The 18,351-nt window shown below is 43.4% G+C and carries 16 protein-coding genes; 5 read left to right on the top strand and 11 right to left on the bottom strand.

Annotated features, from left to right (window positions below):
* Nucleotides 1-74 precede the first annotated feature (74 nt).
* Nucleotides 75-1,379, bottom strand: a complete 1,305-nt coding sequence (locus ABMY42_RS04725) for a ferric reductase-like transmembrane domain-containing protein (protein WP_349266055.1) — start codon at nt 1,377-1,379, stop codon at nt 75-77.
* Between the two features lie 266 nt (nt 1,380-1,645).
* Between ABMY42_RS04725 and ABMY42_RS04730 the strand changes: the two genes are divergently transcribed.
* Nucleotides 1,646-1,978: a PepSY domain-containing protein gene (locus ABMY42_RS04730; protein WP_017818757.1), complete on the top strand. Its 333-nt coding sequence runs from the start codon at nt 1,646-1,648 to the stop codon at nt 1,976-1,978.
* A gap of 138 nt (nt 1,979-2,116) precedes the next feature.
* On the opposite strand, the gene ABMY42_RS04735 is transcribed toward ABMY42_RS04730, so the two are convergent.
* On the bottom strand, nt 2,117-2,593 hold the full coding sequence (locus ABMY42_RS04735) for a YHS domain-containing (seleno)protein (RefSeq protein WP_009699010.1): 477 nt from the start codon (nt 2,591-2,593) through the stop codon (nt 2,117-2,119).
* A gap of 108 nt (nt 2,594-2,701) precedes the next feature.
* Between ABMY42_RS04735 and ABMY42_RS04740 the strand changes: the two genes are divergently transcribed.
* A complete protein-coding gene (locus ABMY42_RS04740; RefSeq protein WP_050907802.1) occupies nt 2,702-3,532 on the top strand; it encodes an AraC family transcriptional regulator in 831 nt (276 codons plus the stop codon).
* A gap of 312 nt (nt 3,533-3,844) precedes the next feature.
* On the opposite strand, the gene ABMY42_RS04745 is transcribed toward ABMY42_RS04740, so the two are convergent.
* The 6 genes from ABMY42_RS04745 to ABMY42_RS04770 all read right to left on the bottom strand — a co-directional run bounded on the left by ABMY42_RS04745 (nt 3,845) and on the right by ABMY42_RS04770 (nt 9,265).
* Nucleotides 3,845-4,177, bottom strand: coding sequence for a hypothetical protein (locus ABMY42_RS04745; protein WP_009696276.1), 333 nt, complete (start codon nt 4,175-4,177; stop codon nt 3,845-3,847).
* Between the two features lie 30 nt (nt 4,178-4,207).
* On the bottom strand, nt 4,208-4,480 hold the full coding sequence (locus ABMY42_RS04750; protein ID WP_047515937.1) for a DUF3601 domain-containing protein: 273 nt from the start codon (nt 4,478-4,480) through the stop codon (nt 4,208-4,210).
* A gap of 242 nt (nt 4,481-4,722) precedes the next feature.
* Nucleotides 4,723-5,073 carry a DUF3147 family protein gene (locus tag ABMY42_RS04755; RefSeq protein ID WP_005447099.1) on the bottom strand — a complete coding sequence of 117 codons (351 nt, stop codon included), beginning with the start codon at nt 5,071-5,073 and terminating at the stop codon, nt 4,723-4,725.
* 141 nt (nt 5,074-5,214) lie between these two features.
* Nucleotides 5,215-6,540, bottom strand: coding sequence for a sensor domain-containing diguanylate cyclase (locus tag ABMY42_RS04760; RefSeq protein WP_045487225.1), 1,326 nt, complete (start codon nt 6,538-6,540; stop codon nt 5,215-5,217).
* A gap of 443 nt (nt 6,541-6,983) precedes the next feature.
* The gene (locus ABMY42_RS04765; protein WP_005447102.1) at nt 6,984-7,829 is read right to left on the bottom strand and encodes an enoyl-CoA hydratase/isomerase family protein; all 846 of its coding nucleotides are present in this window, start codon (nt 7,827-7,829) and stop codon (nt 6,984-6,986) included.
* Nucleotides 7,830-8,119: 290 nt separating this feature from the next.
* Nucleotides 8,120-9,265, bottom strand: a complete 1,146-nt coding sequence (locus tag ABMY42_RS04770) for an AI-2E family transporter (protein WP_045487228.1) — start codon at nt 9,263-9,265, stop codon at nt 8,120-8,122.
* Between the two features lie 329 nt (nt 9,266-9,594).
* Here ABMY42_RS04770 and ABMY42_RS04775 point away from each other — a divergent pair, with 329 nt between their 5' ends.
* Together ABMY42_RS04775 and ABMY42_RS04780 are read left to right on the top strand one after the other, a co-directional pair.
* Nucleotides 9,595-10,140 (top strand): sugar O-acetyltransferase, encoded by a 546-nt coding sequence (locus ABMY42_RS04775; protein ID WP_239212458.1) that lies wholly within the window; start codon nt 9,595-9,597, stop codon nt 10,138-10,140.
* Nucleotides 10,141-10,239: 99 nt separating this feature from the next.
* Nucleotides 10,240-11,763, top strand: a complete 1,524-nt coding sequence (locus ABMY42_RS04780; RefSeq protein WP_349266056.1) for an AGE family epimerase/isomerase — start codon at nt 10,240-10,242, stop codon at nt 11,761-11,763.
* A 70-nt stretch (nt 11,764-11,833) separates the two neighbouring features.
* On the opposite strand, the gene ABMY42_RS04785 is transcribed toward ABMY42_RS04780, so the two are convergent.
* The gene (locus ABMY42_RS04785) at nt 11,834-13,393 is read right to left on the bottom strand and encodes a methyl-accepting chemotaxis protein (protein ID WP_005447108.1); all 1,560 of its coding nucleotides are present in this window, start codon (nt 13,391-13,393) and stop codon (nt 11,834-11,836) included.
* A gap of 429 nt (nt 13,394-13,822) precedes the next feature.
* Between ABMY42_RS04785 and ABMY42_RS04790 the strand changes: the two genes are divergently transcribed.
* On the top strand, nt 13,823-14,395 hold the full coding sequence (locus tag ABMY42_RS04790) for a YceI family protein (protein WP_005447112.1): 573 nt from the start codon (nt 13,823-13,825) through the stop codon (nt 14,393-14,395).
* An 83-nt stretch (nt 14,396-14,478) separates the two neighbouring features.
* Here the strand turns inward: ABMY42_RS04790 and ABMY42_RS04795 are convergent, their stop codons facing one another.
* Both ABMY42_RS04795 and ABMY42_RS04800 read right to left on the bottom strand, forming a co-directional pair.
* The gene (locus ABMY42_RS04795; RefSeq protein WP_009703574.1) at nt 14,479-15,078 is read right to left on the bottom strand and encodes a cytochrome b/b6 domain-containing protein; all 600 of its coding nucleotides are present in this window, start codon (nt 15,076-15,078) and stop codon (nt 14,479-14,481) included.
* Nucleotides 15,079-15,213: 135 nt separating this feature from the next.
* A complete protein-coding gene (locus ABMY42_RS04800; RefSeq protein WP_349266057.1) occupies nt 15,214-18,102 on the bottom strand; it encodes an Ig-like domain-containing protein in 2,889 nt (962 codons plus the stop codon).
* Nucleotides 18,103-18,351 lie beyond the last annotated feature (249 nt).

Below are 18,351 nucleotides of genomic sequence, written 5' to 3' on the forward strand. Positions count from 1 at the left end.
TCAACCCCATCTAAAGATACCAAATAAGGCGAACCAAACGGTTCGCCTTTGTGTAAACAGATAGCGATTTCTAACTACCTCAATTCAAACAACTCTCGATGAAATGACTTCGCCGGTAAACCTAACCTTACAAATGCTTTCTCAAGTGTCTTGCCTAATTCTGATGGTCCGCAGTACCACACACTGCAATGTCTAGTACCTTCTACACACTCTGTGACTTCTGCATTTCTGAATCGACCTTGTACACTTGTGTTCTTCGTATATAGCGTAACACCAGCCTTCTTTGCTCTTTGTTTTAGCTCGTCCAAAAGTGGCTTATCTTCTTCTCGATAGCTGTAAAACAAGTACACCGTTTTGCTCGTACCAACTGTCTCTATCGCAGTTAAAAATGGCGCAATACCAATGCCTGCGGCAAACCAAACTTGTCGTTCTGCATTATCTTGAAAATTGAACCGTCCATACGGTCCTTCAATACGCGCAGCTTGTCCAACCTTTAAAGAACCTTTCAACGCAGAGGTGTAATCGCCATTCGCTTTGATCATGAGCCTTACTTCACCATTTTGATGGTAAGCGGAAGCTAAACTAAAAGGGTGTGGGCGCTCGTTATCACCAAAATCGACAAAGGCAAATTGACCTGGTTGATAAACAAACTCCGCTGAATCAACTTTGAGCATGACTTCAATGCCATTACTGATCGGCTTGATACTTTGTACTTTGGCATCATGGCATTTCTTCTTACCATTCAAATTAAAGATGGTCATGAAGCACCCTACCGTTGCTAACCCACTCACACATAAGAGAATGGCTCCAGAAGGGGTTAGCCATAGACTCGCCTCAAAAAACATCACCATGTGTAAAACTAAAAATAAGTATAAATACGGAAGCACTTTGTGGGTGAGTTGGAAGACGTTGTGCTTAAACTTTTTAATCCATGCGATCAGAACAAACGCAGCGGAAAGGTAAAAGCCATACTCACCAATAAGCTGAGCAGGGTCGCCCATTGCATCTATTAGTTTCCAAAACGGGAAAGTCTCATCCTTTGGTTCGACAAAACCAAAACCCATAGCGAAATCATCACTTAAAAATGCGCCCCAATGAAACAACGCCGAAAACACGGCAGAAATACCAAGGTACTTATGCAATCGATATTGTTTATCTAACCCTCCTAACCAGCGCTCTAAAGGCCAATGTTTAACAGATAAAATCACGCACAACGACATAAGCAACATTGACACAATGCCACTGTAGTTAACCAAATAAGTGCGCACCTGCCAAAATAAGGACCATTCAAGAGTTGGAGTTCCAATTTGCAACACAGCATAAGGGACAAGTAACGTAATGAGTACAACACCAAAATTGAGCATCAAATTTCTATTCATACAACGAGTTCAATCCAATCATGATTTTAATCGTCACTAAGCTATCAATAGAAGTGTGAAAAACTTGTATAGCTCGAACCCTCCAGACCATCAGGGAAGGGTTGAACGCTAAAGTTCGTTAACGCAGCGATAGACGCAGTACGACAATTCTATCGGGACGAGCTTGTTCAATGCCGTATTCACATTTCTTTTACACCGTCACCTACATTATGGAGACGACAATAAAAGACCTCTCTCAGATGAAATTAGCGCTTAAGGAGAACTCAATGAAAAAACTCATATTATGTATCGCCCTAACCGCTTTTGGTGTGTTAAGCCTGCCAAGTTATGCTGCCGCCGATGCAGAAATCATCAGTCAAGAAGATGCCATTAAAGCAGCGCTAGGGGCGTTAGATGTTGAGGTGCTAGGCATTCGTCACGATGAACCTGATACCCAGTGGGATGTGTTTATTAAACGTGGAGATAAAGCGTACGAAGTCGAGGTTGATGCTCTCACAGGTAAGATTGTTGCGGCGGAAGAGGAAAGTCTAGCCGAAGTTCAAGCAGAACTTTCTGGCGATCTTTCACATGAAGGCGTGATTGGCGATGTCGATAAATAACGAGTGAGTTAAGGGCAACATAAACCGCTCCTATTAATCTCACTTTGTGTATTCCACCCTTCTAATAGCCCATCGAAAAAAGGCGAACCAAATGATTCGCCTTAGGCGGACAGTAGGAAAGGAATTTATCGAAGACAGTTACAGCTTATCAGCGTCAACGACTTTTATGGTTGTCCAATTAGAGTTGGCATCTTGGATGAAGCCTTGTGTATCTTCCAACCAGCGCTTTTGCACCGATTTATCAAGATTCAGATATAGTTTGCCGTCTTCAATTTTCCACGCTTGAGGGTCAGTTTCGAACTTTTTACCCATCGCTACACCAAATGCACAGTAACCACCGTATTGTGGTGCGTAAGCTTGTGGATCCGTTTTGAATTGATCACGGTTTGCCGCATTAGCAAAGTGGTAGATAGCATTGTTGTAAGTGGCTGAATATTCAGGCTTGCCTTGCACTGCGCCATTATCTGTAAAGTACGCAACTGGGTCATATCCCTTGATCGCAAGATCATTAGCATCAACGCTCATGCCTACATCCGCAGCCATTAATGAAAAACTGGTTCCGAGTAAAGCGGTCATTAAAGTGAGTTTTCGACCAGTTGATTTAATGCGTGACATAGTAAGCTCCTTGTCTGTTTGTTTACCTTGTGTGAATAAATTAGCGGACTCTTCCGGTCTAAAGAGGGACTAATGACCAAAAAAATACGCAAATCGTTCGGAGGTAAAATGGACTTGTTATCACAGCTAATGGAACACTTCTCAATACGGACTGGTGTTTTCTATTCCGGGCATTTGTGTGGCATTTCTTCATTTCAATCAGATCACCACAACAGAGGCCACCTTCATGTACTTAATGCGGGTGATTTAATCTTGACGCCTGCAGGAGAAAATCCAAAACGGCTCACACAACCTTGCGTTATTTATCTGCCGAATAATACCCCTCATCGATTGGAAGGAGGTGAAGACAGTAAATTGGTGTGTGCAAACGTGGATTATAGAGGTGGTCAGATAAATCCTTTGTTGTCCGTATTACCAGACGTGATAGTCATCCCCTTTGAAGCTGCGCCAAACTTAACACCGGTATTAGATATGTTGTCTCAAGAAGCCAGCAAGAACTCAGTAGGACAGGAGTTTTTGATGGACAAGCTAAGCGACACTCTGATGGCTTTGATCTTCCGTCACTTAATTCAAGAGCAGAAAATCGAGCACGGTCTATTTGCCGCCCTTTCCCACCCTCGCCTTGCCAAGGTCATTACTGAAGTGCATCAATTACCACCTCGTCACTTTCATATCAATGAAATGGCGTCCATCGCTGCGATGTCTCGGACTCAATTTATCGAGACCTTTAAACAAGTGGTTGGTGAAACTCCGGGGGATTATGTACAAAAGTGGCGAGTATTGGTCGCGCAATCGATGTTATTGCAAAATAAGCCGTTGAATTGGGTCTCTGATGAAGTCGGCTACAGTAGCTATTCTGGCTTCTCCCGCGCTTTTCAAAATGTCTCAGGAATGTCACCACGTCGCTGGTTACAAGAGCAAAAGGATGGAGTTGTTTGACGCAGCCATTTGTTTGACTAAAAAAGCGAGTCAAAGACATGCTCCCAAAGGGCACTCTTTGCAAATATAAGGGCCTTGGCTTGTATACTTTGTTGCCAATTCTTGATTTAGACCCACTAAACCTTTAAATCGCCGCCGCGTCTACAAACCAAGTCATTCTCGCTGAACCTAACATCTTGAGGTTACTTGGGTATAACTACCAGAGCTGAAAAAACGGCTATCGTCTCCCTGCGTACAAGTCCCTACCACCGAGCCATGCACTGATAAAGCCGTAAAGAGCAAGATAAGGACAAACAACAGCATCTTATGCTTTCAATCCTCGTCAATCTGAGAAGTGACAAATTCATCGATAAACAACTTTCCTGCAATCGAATCGATCGCGGCGATGGCTCCTCCCGAACCGTGGTAGGTTTCAGCATATAGATTGAATACTTGACCACAGGTTCGACAGGCAAAGTAGTTACAGATTAAATCATTCCACCCTTTCCGATTTACCATCTGAGAAAAAGGCTCACCCCAACTGCCGTAACCCAAGTATTTAAGCGTTTTAGCCTCCGTTCTTTCATTGAGAAAGCACATTGCATTCGCCAAATCTTTAGGGTTGTTTATTTTTCTCGCGGCATCTGAACAATCTTCACAACTCATTTTGGTTTTCCAGTTCACCTTTAACTAAATTTATTGCTGGCGTTCAAAATACGCACCTAGCTCATGAACGATGTGTTGTTGTAAGCCCTCCCGATTGCAAAGCATGATCTGAAGTTCTCGGTTATGTGTTCGGAAAAAGAGTGATAAACCACTTTCATAAGGAACGAAGTTATGGTCAATAAACACCATTTCCTCATCAACTTGATACCGCTCACCGTTATAATCATAAAATTCTTTTTTGACTCGGTAGCGAACACCAGGATGTAAAACGCCAAAGCTCTTATTTTGACAAGTGTTGTTCATTTTTCTCAACGACCCTATTTTGTTGCGTTCAACCTAATATAAGTAATCCTGCGACCTAACCACTAACAACGAAGCCAATAAATACCGTATGTTTCGGGTCATTGTTGAAGTCGATGATTGAAGTGCGATGCGCTTGTGTTGTTATCAGCAAGCGTTGCATTTATTTCACGCTTTACCACAGCAGATAGCGAATCTATTAAGGTAAACGCTGGTATGTCAGGTTGGGAGCCAGAAAAACCTTGTCACAGCAAATTGATTCCGAATTGCTTTGCTACTAAGTTTGTCAAAGCAAAACAAGCTACCGATACTACGCAGCTGATTAATAGTGTCAGCCAAAAGGAGTATTTGGTTAGCAAATACGGGAAGAGTAAAAACATTGGCAGCGTCGGCACGACAAACCAAAATGTGTAGAAAGCGTGGTTGGACAGTTTTTCTGTGCCTTGACCTTCAATATACATCCATACCAGCGCCAAAATAGTCACCGTTGGTAAGGCTGCTACCAAGGCACCAAGTTTGTCACTTCTTTTCGCCACTTCAGAAATTAATACGACGATTGCCGCCGTGGTTAAGTACTTGGTCACTATCCATAGCATTGTATTGCACCTTCAATTCACTTCGCTCCGCTCTTAAAGTTAAACAAAAACAAGGCTTTGTTTACAAGCTGATAACCTAATATCTGTGAGTCTTCTCAGACATCAAGTAAAGCTATAGGCATACTATTTGAGACTTCATTCTTAACGAGTCCAACACACTTGATTTCGCCCTGAGTTTTTCGCTTTGTATAACGCTCGGTCCGCTTCTCTTAATGCGTCTTTTAGAGAGTCTGTGCCGTCAAAATAGGCGACCCCAATACTTACCGTGATATCAATGTACATATCATTGATAAACACGGGCGTATTCGCCACTGTTTTTCTTACTCGCTCGCAGTATAGGTATGCTTGTCGAGCGTTAGTGTTTGGCATCAACAACATAAATTCCTCACCACCAGTGCGAGAAAGAGTGAAATCATGGCTCGTGTTTGCTTCGCATAGCTTAGAGAACTGAGCTAATACGATGTCCCCCACCTCATGACCATAAGTATCATTAATGCTCTTAAAAAAATCGATATCAAACACAGCAATTGAGCCTGCCGTATTCTCTTTTCTTAACACCTCAAACTTGGTCTCAAGACCACGACGGTTTAGGAGTCCAGTTAAGTAATCGGTATGCGCTTCATTTTGCAGGCTATCTCGCTGCATTTCTGAATGACGAAACTTGTTGAAGTACCTCACCGGTGTTGTCACCAATATTAGTAGCGTCAACAAAGTGGCAAAAATAACCACTCGTGGGATCAAGCCACTGTCCTCTGGCGATATTGAGATTTGCCAATTGGTGTTAAAAATCGTCACGACGCCAGTATGAATGTCACAATCAATCTCACCTTTAGAGCTGATCACTTTGTCATAATAGTTGCTGTTATCAGGATCATAGCCAACAACAGAGTAATGATTCACGTGGTTTTGGTTTAATACTTGCTCTAGTTTGCTAACGATTGATTCTAAATAGATAACGGAAGAAGAAAAACCGATGAAATTCGCATCGTCTGAGATACCTTTTCTGAGGATGAATGCTTGCTTACCATTTTGAACTAAGGTGACGGGACCTATAATCGTGTTTTTCTTGCAGTTTACAGACTGGTTTGCCCCAAGTTTTCGTGTTTGGTCTTCAAGAACGTTGTGGCCAATTGCCGCTTTATGCTCGTCGTAGGGATAAGCATATTGCACGACCCCTTTTGGAAGGTATAACAAGGCATCCACATTGGTATAAGTGGATAAAAGCTTACGACTAAGTTTATTAAACTCTGCTGATGACATGTCATGGTTCTTAGAAAGCACCACAACTTCTTTCAATACTTCAGCCGTAATCAATGCGTCATTAAAGATGACTTTCATCTCTTTATTGATAGCACTGATAACTTGTTCAGATTCTTTTTCGTTATTGATGGCGGTTAGTTTTGTGGCGAGTAATTCCGTTAGCAATAATACCGAAATTAAAAATACTACTTTGATGCCCCAACTCATTACAACTGTCCTAGATTAACCCACTCTCCCTATCCCTAATTCAACAACTAAAATCCGTTTAGCTTTCATTCACTGCAATTCTGATCAAGATTTGAACTTGATGCATTTAAGAAGCGGCGATTATACGCATAATTGTATACTGTTCGATGATCAAAAGGTGTCGTTACGGATAAATATTTTTATCAATCAACAGTAAATTTCTATCGATCGATTTGATTGATCGACACAATCGATTCTATTAATTAAAAATATTGACCGACACGGCAAAAACTTAATGCCTAAACTGATGAATTTTCAAACAAATCTAGCCATTTTCTAGAATTGTCACTGATAATCGTCTGGTTTACATGAGCGACAGCAAGCAGAGCCAAATTTACTCGTCAATTGAAGGCGAGCCAAAAAACTCGCCTTTAATCTTATATCGACAATCAAGCTATGAATGATCAGTTAATGTCTTGCACCTTCATAACCAGTTCTTCCCAGTTTCTTTGGTTTTCGATATCGTGCTCTAAACCTTGGTCATCGGCAATTTGGAAGCGCTTAACCGCTGGCGTTTTACTGGTTGCTTGGTAAAGCCAGTAAGCTTCGGCTTTCAACGCTTCATCGATTGGCTTATCGATTGACTCGTACACCATTTGCTTACATGCATTAATAGATTCAGCAGGGAACTTAGAAATTCGCTGCGCTAACTCATCAACATAAGGACCAATCTCATCAGGCTCCAACGCTTTGTTTATGGTGCCGTACGCTTCTGCTTCGTCCGCATCGAAGTCGCGAGCACTCAAGATGATTTCTAGAGCACGTCCTAAACCAACCTGGCGTGCCATCCGAGATGCGCCACCACCGCACGGTAAGATGCCCATGCCAACTTCCATCTGCATAAATTTGTATTTACCGCGTGCGGCAAAGCGCATATCACATGCCAATGCAAATTCATGACCACCACCACGGGCAAATCCCTCCAACTTAGCTATCGTTGCTTGTGGTAGCTTGCTGATCCTTTCTAACACTGATTGAAGGTCAAGCAATTTCGCTTCTTCACGTGAAACCGCTTCTGTCGACATTTCTTTCAGCAATTCGGTGTCGTAATGACAAACCCAAATTTCTGGATTAGCAGATTGGAATACAACCACTTTCACGTTACGGTCACGTTCCAGACGTAGCGCTAAACCGTTCAAATCCGTCAACATTTCCTGCCCTTGTACGTTTACCGTTCCAAAATCAAACGTAACATAAAGAACTGCTTCTTCTTGTTTTGCAGTAAATGTTTTGTAGCCTTCGTAAGCCATATCCATTTCCTTTTTCCAATAAAAACATAACGTTGCGATTCACTTAAGCAACACAATTAACGTTACGCCTCTGAAAAACATCAAACAATGATTTATAAATTGAAACAGTATTTACGAAAACTAAAAGGTTGTTTGTCCGTTAACGACTAGTCGTTAAGTTTCCAGCGCTGATTATTTGCATTCACAAGCAACTAGAACAGCGACCTTCTAGTTGCTCGAATGATTATCAACAAGCGCACTTCACATGGGCTTGTACGATCTCACGGTCTAACTGCCTATTCATAACTAACTTAATCCTTGGACTCTTTAGCTTCTGTTTTCTCTTCCTGAAACTCTTCACTCTCTACGACATCAACAACGTCCTGAGTTTCCGTATCGACCCACTTCATAAACACCTGATAACCAGCAGCTAAGAATGCAGCGCCAATAAACATACCCAGTATACCGCCGGACATCATGCCGCCAACGGCACCGATAAGGACAATAGGCATCGGGACTTCTAACCCTCGCCCGAGAATCAATGGTTTTAAGAAGTTATCAATCAAGCTAGCGGCGATCAGTAAGATGGTAAAGATCACGTTATGAACCGTTCCGCTGTCCCCCGCCCACAATAAACCAACGGCGACTAAAGCAATAATAGTGACCGGAAGTTGAACGATAGCGAAGACTAGTGCGATAAGTGTAAACAAGGCTGCGGCAGGTACGCCGGATAATGCAACGACACCGCCAAATGCCATTGCTGTTAAGAAAGCAATACCAATGATGCCCACGGCGACTTGCCTGATAGTTGCGGTGGTAAGTTGGTGCAAATCCGGACCTCTTACTTCATCGGTAAAACTAATGAAGATCTTACGTATCGACCTAGCCGCAGGTTGTGCCCAAGCAAGCATGATCCCCGCAATAATAATCGCACCAATCAGCATAAACACACTTTTCGCCGCACCTGTCGCACTGTCAACAAACCAACTAAAGAACCCTTTAATTTGTGGCTGACGCTTTTCAATAAAAGTTGGCAGATCGTCCGCCGCTTCATACCAGACCGCATGAACTTTTTCACCGACCAACGGCCAGGTTTTCACACTGTCTGCTGGCTTGGTGATCACCAAAGTGCCATCTCGGTAAGACTCAAACGCACCTAAGGTTTTAGAAGCAAAAGAGTTGCCCACCATTGCTGTTGGCGTGCCGAGAATCAGGACACCAATAATTGCTATAAGCGTTGCAGACCGAGCCGAACTCAACCCGAGCTTGCTTTCAATGACCAACTTGACTGGATAGAGCGCGATAGCCAACACTAACGCCCAGAGTAAGATAGGTAGGAATGGTAAAAACGCCCACCAACATACAATGACGATAAGCGTTGTGACGGAGAATCGTATCAAAGAAGTCGTGAATGCCTTCGCCAACACTTTTTCTAGGTTTTCGTTTGAATTACTCACTGTTTTTCCCTTTGGTTTCGCGCCATATTCTTATTCATCGGTAATCCGATAATCGATGACGCGTGAATAGACCCAACACAGTATTTATCCGCACTTAATGAAAGGCCGATGGCTTAAATCGCCGCGGTTTCATAAACAAGTACTCATATAAAACCTAGTACACTTCCCCGTACATTCAACGGTTTAGTATTGAATTGTTTATCAAGGCGATGTTGTGAAGTGTTATTGAGTGACCATATTCTGATTTTACGGTTCTCAATTTCCACTTGTATAGCGCGCGCTTTATATTGCTCACTTTGTTGCACGATTTAAGCGGTAAGGGCAAAAAGATGTCAGCGCTCGAACTTATGCGTTTAGGAAAGGTTTATAACTGTCTGGACGAAGAACTTCAGCTCATGCGGGAGCGCACATGTGAGCTCATTTTCAACTTCAACCATGAACCCAATGCAGCAAAGCGTCATGCACTTCTCGTTGAAATAGGCGTCAATCTTGGTGATGGTGCTTGTATCCAAGCCCCGTTGCAATTGACGTATGGATGCAACCTTTCAGTGGGCTCGCATACTTACATTAATTGGGATGCCATCATCATAGACAACGGACAGGTAACCATTGGCGCGAACGTGATGATTGGTCCGCGAGTTCAAATCTACACCGCTGCGCATGCTTTAGAGACAGAGCAACGCCTTGCTGGTGATGAAACTGCAAAACCTGTAACCATAAAAGATAAAGTATGGATTGGTGGTGGTGCGATCATTATGCCGGGCGTGACGATTGGAGAAGAAGCTGTCATTGGTGCTGGATCTGTCGTAACGAAAGATGTGGCTCCGAGAGACCGCGTTGCTGGTAACCCCGCTCGCTCCATCAAAAAAGACTGACAAGCTTGTCAGCAGAGGGAATGGAAAACCGGAGAGATTCAACGGTTTGTAGAGGTCACCAACCGATATACTCTTTCTTTTCTTTCAAGGACTTGCTTTATGTCTTTTTCGACAAAGTCGTTAATAATAGCGTTCTCTCTCGCCACCAGTTCGGTGTCACTGGCGGCGACAATTGAAAACTCAGCTTCAAACGAAACTGTTTCCCAAGACGCGATTGCAAATAATGCGGCATCAACGACCTTTCCATCTACACAGACATGGCTAAACCACATCACAACAGGCTTAGCCCCTTACTGGATGGATGAGAAAGCTTACGGAGAACCTGTTGGAAACTTCCCCACTTTCCGCTGCAACGATGGTCGCAAACTGAATACAGCCAATGTTTGTCCTGAGTTAGATCGAGGTTGGATTACTCCTTATTTTGGTCGTGAATATACGCGGATGAAGTCGCGCCAAACCTACGCCTATGGGGTGCTTTTCCACCTAACTGGAGACACTCAAGCGCTTGAACTAGCGAAGCAAGGGGCTTATTACCTAATCAATGAACTGCAAGACAAAGAGCATGGCGGCTTTATTTCGTTCACGCAAAACAAACAAGCTGGTTTAAAGTGGACACAGAGAACTTCGCAAGACCAAGCTTACGCACTCGTTGGACTTGCAATGTATTACTACCTAACGGGCGATCATCTGGTAGAAAAAGTACTTATTGATCAGCAAAAATTTATCTTCGATAACTACAGACTAAACGATGAAGTAGGACTTGCTTGGGTTTTACAAGATGGAGATGAGCAAAGTGCAAAACAGCATGAGTTGGTTGCACAATTAGACCAAATTAACGGCTATATGCTTTTGGTCGCTCCCCTATTGCCTGAGCCACATCGAACGAAGTGGTTCAGTGACCTGACCTGGTTAACAAATACATTAGTTCAACATTATCACTCAGATAAAGAGCAACGCTTCTACGGTGCCATTCATCATAAAGCTGTCATGCAGCCAAACGCCAAACATAACGATTTCGGTCACACCATTAAAGCGTATTGGATGACTTACCTTGTCGCAGAACAAATAAACAATGCCGATTGGAAACAATTTGCGAAACAAGGCATGCGAACGACATTAGAGCGAGCGCAATATCAACAACAGTTTGAACCAGTTAGCACTTTTTTTTCTCCCGAACTGCAAAGCGAATGGGCGAATCAATCCATTCCTGCTTGGCAAAGCCGCCCTTATTCTAACGGCAGCTCTTCTTGGGAATGGGCAGAGCTTGACCAATCAGCAATGACACTTGCCATTTTAGATAACAAGGTGGGAAATGTACTGCCATACACCACACGTACTTTTATGGATGCATGGGTTGATCATCAATATGGAGGCGTCGGTCTCGATCCAAAGTCAACCAAAGCGTTTCATTGGGGCAATGGTTATCATCAATTCGAGCACGCATTGATCGGCACCTTAACGTCTAGCGCACTAAACCATCAGCCAGTAACTTTGTATTATGCAAATGCGAGCAAAGTGCAATCCGATTTCACGCCTTATTATTTCCAAGGTAAAGTGGATAACGTCGAACGAACGGCGCAAGGCGAAATTCAAGCAGTGACCTATAGTAACATCACCCCATAACCACACTTTGGATACATATCGGCAAACAAAAAGGCGACTCGATGGTCGCCTTTTGCATGCTTGTTGTGGGTTAGATTCTGAACGAGCCGACGTAATGATCAAGCGTTTGCGAGAGCTCAGCCAGTTGTTGACTCGATTGCTCTAATTGCTCACTTGCATTTAGACCGAGCTTCACTGAATTGCTCACCGTATCCATGTTCATGTTGATCTCGTTAGCTACCGTCGATTGCTGTTCTGTTGCCGTTGCAACCTGAGTATTAATATCCAGAATGGTCATTACCTGTTTAGAAATCGCTTCTAGTGCTTGTCGAGCTAGCTCCGTCTCCGTAGTTCCTTCTTCGATCAGAGCTTTACTGTTCCCCATCGAATTGACGGCATTTTGCGCTTCGTCTTGCAAGCGTTTGATCATCAGGTCAATCTCATCGGTTGACTGCGCGGTTTTCGTCGCAAGGTTACGTACTTCGTCAGCTACCACAGCAAAACCACGGCCTGCATCACCAGCACGAGCGGCCTCAATTGCAGCATTAAGTGCCAATAAGTTCGTCTGTTCTGAGATACCTCGAATCACCTCAAGGATTGAACCGATCGATTGAGTATTATCTGCCAAACTGACGATGATGCTGGACGTGCTGTTCATCTCGGTTTCAAGGTTTGTGATTGCCGTAGTGGTCTTTTGCAGCGTCTTGTAGCCTTCTTGCGTTTCATCCGTTGCAGTACTTGCCGCACTCGCTGCACCTGCTGCATTCGATGCAATTTCGTTAACCGTCGCAATCATTTCATTCATTGACGTCACCACCAGCATGGTTTGCTCGTTTTGCTCCTGCCCACGAGTCAACGCCTGTTGAGATTGCTCACGTAAGGCAGTTGCAGAGCCATTCAATGCAACACCAGTGCTCACCACTTGCGAAATAATGCCATGAACCTTTTCGACAAAGACATTAAATGCTGATGAAATCTGAGCCACTTCATCATTACCTTTTGTTGGCAAACGAACAGTCAGATCGCCTTCCCCTTGGGAAATGTCATGCAGTGCATTTTTCAATACAGATAACGGCTGCATTAAGTGGCTTAGCAGAAGTGAAAGTAGTAGCACGCAGAGTACAAATATCACGATCATTGAACCAAGTTGGTAACTAATAATACCGTTCGTTGCTTGGCTCACTTCCGTAATTGGAATACCGATATCGAACGTGCCGTAGAGCTGGCCATTCACGTAGATTGGAGCCATGATATCGAACACCCACACTTGCTGCACATCCGCGTACCACTTCGAGTATTGCTGCACACCTTTGGTTGCACCCGCCACTGTATAGTCATCTTCGTACTTCTTGTTTAGCTTTTGTTTATCACTGTGTGCAACAGCCGAAACATTGCTATCAATTACAATGGCATAACTTACATCTGAGCGTTGCTTTAACTGGTCAACTAACGCTTGGAGATCTTGGACTGGATGGTTTGAGTTCTCTAAAATGTAACTTGCATTCTCAGCTAAGAACTCAGCCTGAACCTGAGATTTGTGCAAGATGATGTCATCGATTTTCTGACTGGAGATAAAGTAGGTAGACGCCATACTCGCCATGACAGCAATGCCAAACATGGCACAAACGGCTAATAGGATGATTCTTTTCATTATGGTTGTCTCAACGCAAGCGATTAATTTCTATCAACGGGGGTTAATTAAGCCGATGACTTGGCATTACTCTCTTTGCCAACCCATTCTCCCGCGACACTGGTTTTAACTATTCAGTTACGTTATCCGCATCAAATGCAACAACTTTAATAAAATGAACCGTTTTTATATCAGTATCACACTTTTATAGAATAACCATGTAGACCGTATAGATTTACCAACACCTAAATAAGCTATTGCTAATTAGCAAGTTTCTGACAAACAATACGCTCTCATAATCATTCAAATTGATATTCGAATATCATTAATGCACAGTTAATCACATCGAAAAAATCACCAAAATTAATCGATTTAATTCCTTATTAACTTTTATAAATCCGGACTAGTATCAAGGGGAACAACCGTTCAACGTATATAAGGCTAATAATAATGAAAAAGACTTTATCCACCCTAAGCATTGCGCTGGCGCTGTTTTCTAGTGCTTCATTTGCTGCTGACAACTACACATTAGATTCAAACTTTTCTTCAGTAAGCTTTGCTACCATCAAGAACCAGTTTGTTGTCGAGCCAGCGACCATCAATACTCTTTCCGGCACGTTAGACAGCAATGGCAAATTTGATGTTGCTATCGATCTAAATAGCATTGAGACAGGTATCCCTATTCGTAACACCCGTCTTAATGAAATCTTCTTTGAATCTGCGAAACACGCACCAGTAAAAGTGACAGGAAAAGTTGATTGGGCTTCTCTGGGTGAGGGCTCACACAAGGTAAAAGTACCTGCTGAAGTAACGCTGTTTGGTAAGACAAAATCCGTTGAGTTTCCGGTTGTTATCCTAAACGCTGGCGATACGGTAATGGTGAGCTCAAGTGCACCTGTGATTATTGGCGCTGCTGACTTTGGTATTCCTAGTAAGAACTTAACTGACCTCGCGGCAACAGTTGGCGGGATTAAGATTTCTGATCGAGTTCCACTCACTTTGAATCTAACCTTTAAAAAATAGTTAGATTAAGTGGACACAAAGGCTTGGAGGCTCACCAAGCCTTTTTTCTTTCTACACGCCTTCAACCAACCGTACTGTGCGGCTTACGACGACTGACTTTGCTTAGTAACATTAAATGCCATACTCCGCAATACGTCGTTCTTATTCACAAAGTGATGTTTCAACGCTGCTAACGCATGTAGCAACACCAAGCTCGCGAGTGTGGCACAGCCAAAACGGTGAACCATAAAAAAGAACGCATTCACTTCGGCATTAGAAATTGGGTTTGGAATGGTAAACAGCCAAAAGAATGGATACTCATGTTTAAGCATTAGAAAGCCACTAACAAACACTACAAACATCACCAAATAGATAGCGCCATGCGTGAGTTTAGCGATGCTTTTCTGGGTATTAGAAACCGATTTTGGTAACTCTGGGGCTTTACGAAAGAATGACCACCCCCAACGTACAATCAATAACACGGAGGCGATGGTTGCAAACGACATATTGAGCGTAGATAGAACATGGAACACCTGCGGCATATCCATAACGAATAACATGCCGTAGCCTGCAAGCGTTGCATAAATGATAATCACCGCCATAGCCCAATGTAGCCATTTACTGAACGCATCGTAGTGTTGAGTGGAGGTATTTTGGACGCACGGAATCGCTTTCTGGTGCTGACCAGAATCTAATCTCGACATATTGTCACCACTGAATTAGTTTGAGATTTGCATGGGAATACGACGAGAGAAGGCTTTCCCATGATGAAGATTGAAGAAATAACGGAAGGCATTGAGCCTTCCGTCGTTCAAGTAGATTACAAGATGAGGTAGGTACTACTTACTTACATTGATCATGTCGTTAAAGTAGTCAACTTGTTCTGCCATACTCAAACCTTGGTTGTTTGAACCCAACGTCCACATGAAGAAACCACCATAACCGTTATCTTTCTGCCATTTAGCACGGTCTAGGTTGTTCTGACGCGTTTCAACAAAGTTACCACCTGGTGCCCACTGACTGTTGATCGTGTTACCTAAAACAATCTTCGACTTGTCTCCAATATATTCAGCATAGTTCGCCATCGCGACATCGTATAGGAAGTTTCGACCAGCGTCGTATGTCATGACGTTGAAGAAATCAAAGTCATTTTTAGTCGCTTTGAGTAGATCAATGACTTCACCATGATGCGATGAGCGACCAGATGGCTCAACATAAGAACAGTTTTCGAATACGTTTGCATTCATACACTCGACAGGGTCGGCACCTACATGATAAGTGGTCAGGGACAGCACTTTGGTGTTGCCGACTTTCTCACGGATCAGTTTGATCAATGCCGTTAAGTCTTGGTTCTCTTTGTCTGTGATTCGAGCGGCTTTTTCGAAGTCGAAATCCAACCCATCAATATGCACATAACCAGCTAACTGATACTTGCTGTAATCACAGCTGCCATCTGGTTTTGATGCAAGACACTCACCTTCCATCTCTTCAGGTTTCAGGTTCTTCTTGTACACAGGAAATGGCGTGTGGACCAAATCAACCAATCCTGTCGCGACCGCTTCACGACTTTGTGGGGTGCTGATCGCCGACCAAATACTTTCGTAAGTTTGCCCCCCGAACGCTACCATCATCGTGACGTTTTCATTGTCATGCTTAAGCGTTGACCAAGCGAGGTACTGCGTTGGCATCCAATCTGGGTTGTAATCCGGCGGTGTGAGCATGCCGTCAGAGATCGTGATATTACCGCTTGAATCCCACTTACCAAATGACAATAGGTAACCGTCTCCTTCTGAGTTGAACAACTGCTCGTAGTCATTTAGACCCCAAGATGTTAGGTAACTGATAGAGCGATCTGGGTTATCAACTAAACCGCCACCGCCCGTGCTTTCTTTAACTGTAATGTTAGATGTCGCTGAGGTTTGCTCTTGGCTTGCTGTGTTTACCGCTTTTGCCGTGATGGCATAAGCCCCCTTCTGCGCACCTAGCCATTCATACTCGTATGGCGCTTCGGTATCTTTGAACAGTTCATTACCATTGGCGATAAAGCTTACAGAAGTAATATCACCTTCGTAGCTCTTTGCATCCGCTTTGATAGAAATCGCACGACCTTCGAAGTAGCTAGAACCATCGACAGGAGATGAAAGCGAAACCACCAAGTCCTTGTCAGTGATAGCCAAAGAAATTGGCGCAGCTTCTGCACTCGCACCTTGATCATCGTATGCAATAACCGTCAATGTGTATTGACCTTCAACTTGAGCAGGAACCGTGATGGTATAAGTATCGCCCTGTGAAGGTGTGCCTGAGGTTGCTACCACTTGTCCATTCAACTGAACATCAACGCGAGCAACTTCGGTATCATCCGTTGCATCAACTACCACATCGAATGCTTGGTTTGGTGCGATTTTTTGTCCATCTTGAGGGGACTGAACCTTAACAACTGGCACAGGGTTCGGATCACATTGCCCTACTTCATTCCATGCGTCTTTCCACGCATCAGGATAATCAGGGTGGCCGGTGCCCGGTGTCCAAACCGGATTACCACACCAACCCGCGACGGTACATGAGTAAATATTGCCAATATTCGTGACTTCATCGCCTACTTTGTATGGCACACCATCTTCGTACTGAGGAATATCGCCACAACTTGTGCCCGTGTCTGTGACCGTAATGGTTAGGCTCTTGCGTGAAGTATGCTGCTCGTCATCCTGAGCTTCAGCGCGAAGCGTTGTTGACCCCGCAGTGTGTACCGTCCAATCACATGAGAAATCTTGAGTCGCTTTGGCGTCTAACTGACATACTTCAGCATCGTTGGCGAAGAATTTGACGGTTGTTAAATCATCATCTGCATCAGAGACATTGGCCGAGATTGTAATGGTGTCACCTTTTTGGTGAGAAGAGCCAGCGTCTGGTGAGATAAACTCAATCACAGGTGGATTTGGTGCGGTAGATTCCGATTCAACCGTTACTTGAACCGTTTGTTCTGTCAGTTTCTTTCCACTCTCATCGAATGCCATGACCGCAATCGATGCTGCGCCAATAGTGTCAGGGAGCCAAGCCTGTTGATACTCTGTCGTGCCTTCTACAACAGGTTGCTCTCCCAACTTGATGTTGTTTACCCAGAACTCTAGTTTGGTTGCACCTTTACCCGCAATATCCGTGATGATGTCTACATTTGTGCCAGTATAAACCACTGAGTTTTGTGCAGGAGCCAAAATATCGAGCGAGAACTCAGGTGGAGGAACGACTTCACCATCCACTTTCACTACCACTGAATTTTCAAACGCATTCAGATCCGTCAACTCTCCACCGAAAGAAATCGTCAGTGCCGCAGATTCTCCAGAAGCAAGCTCGCTATCTACCCAAGATCCTTGCGGAAACTTCAGCGAGACAGAGTTCAGTACACCGTTAGATTGTGTCGTATGAGAGATTTCCCATGACGGATACGAAAGGTGATTTGACGCCCAACCGATGTCATTGATTGCAACAGGCAATACGAACTCAATGACAGCTTCACGCATGTCTGCCGTTTCAGAACCTGTGTTCTTGATATCCAGCTTATAAGTGCTCCAGTATTCACTTTCTGATTGAGCAACCGCATCAGTACTAAACTCCGCAGCCATGGCTTGTGAAATAGGATTCAGTAATAAACCGGAGCAAAGCATTGTAAGCCCTAGCGTGCGATAACCAATGGAGTTTGTCTGCGTAGCACTGCTCTTTCTTAGATACATAATAAAGTCCTTAGTCTTATATTAATTATTTAGGTACTGCACAAAGACCTGCAATTAATGTTTCATTTGTGTTTTGCAAGCACACTTAATTTATAAATAAAAATAACCAAGGCAAAAATTCATTATTGTTTCTGGGATAAATATCAAAATTTATTTCTCTATAACTATTTACTGTTCAATTTATAAACCAATAAGTTATAAATGAAACATCAAAATAAAAGAAAAAGAATAAACTTAATTAGATTATAT

The organism is Vibrio sp. SSH13-20, from assembly GCF_040104475.1.
In the GTDB taxonomy this organism is placed as follows: Bacteria; Pseudomonadota; Gammaproteobacteria; order Enterobacterales; family Vibrionaceae; genus Vibrio; species Vibrio harveyi.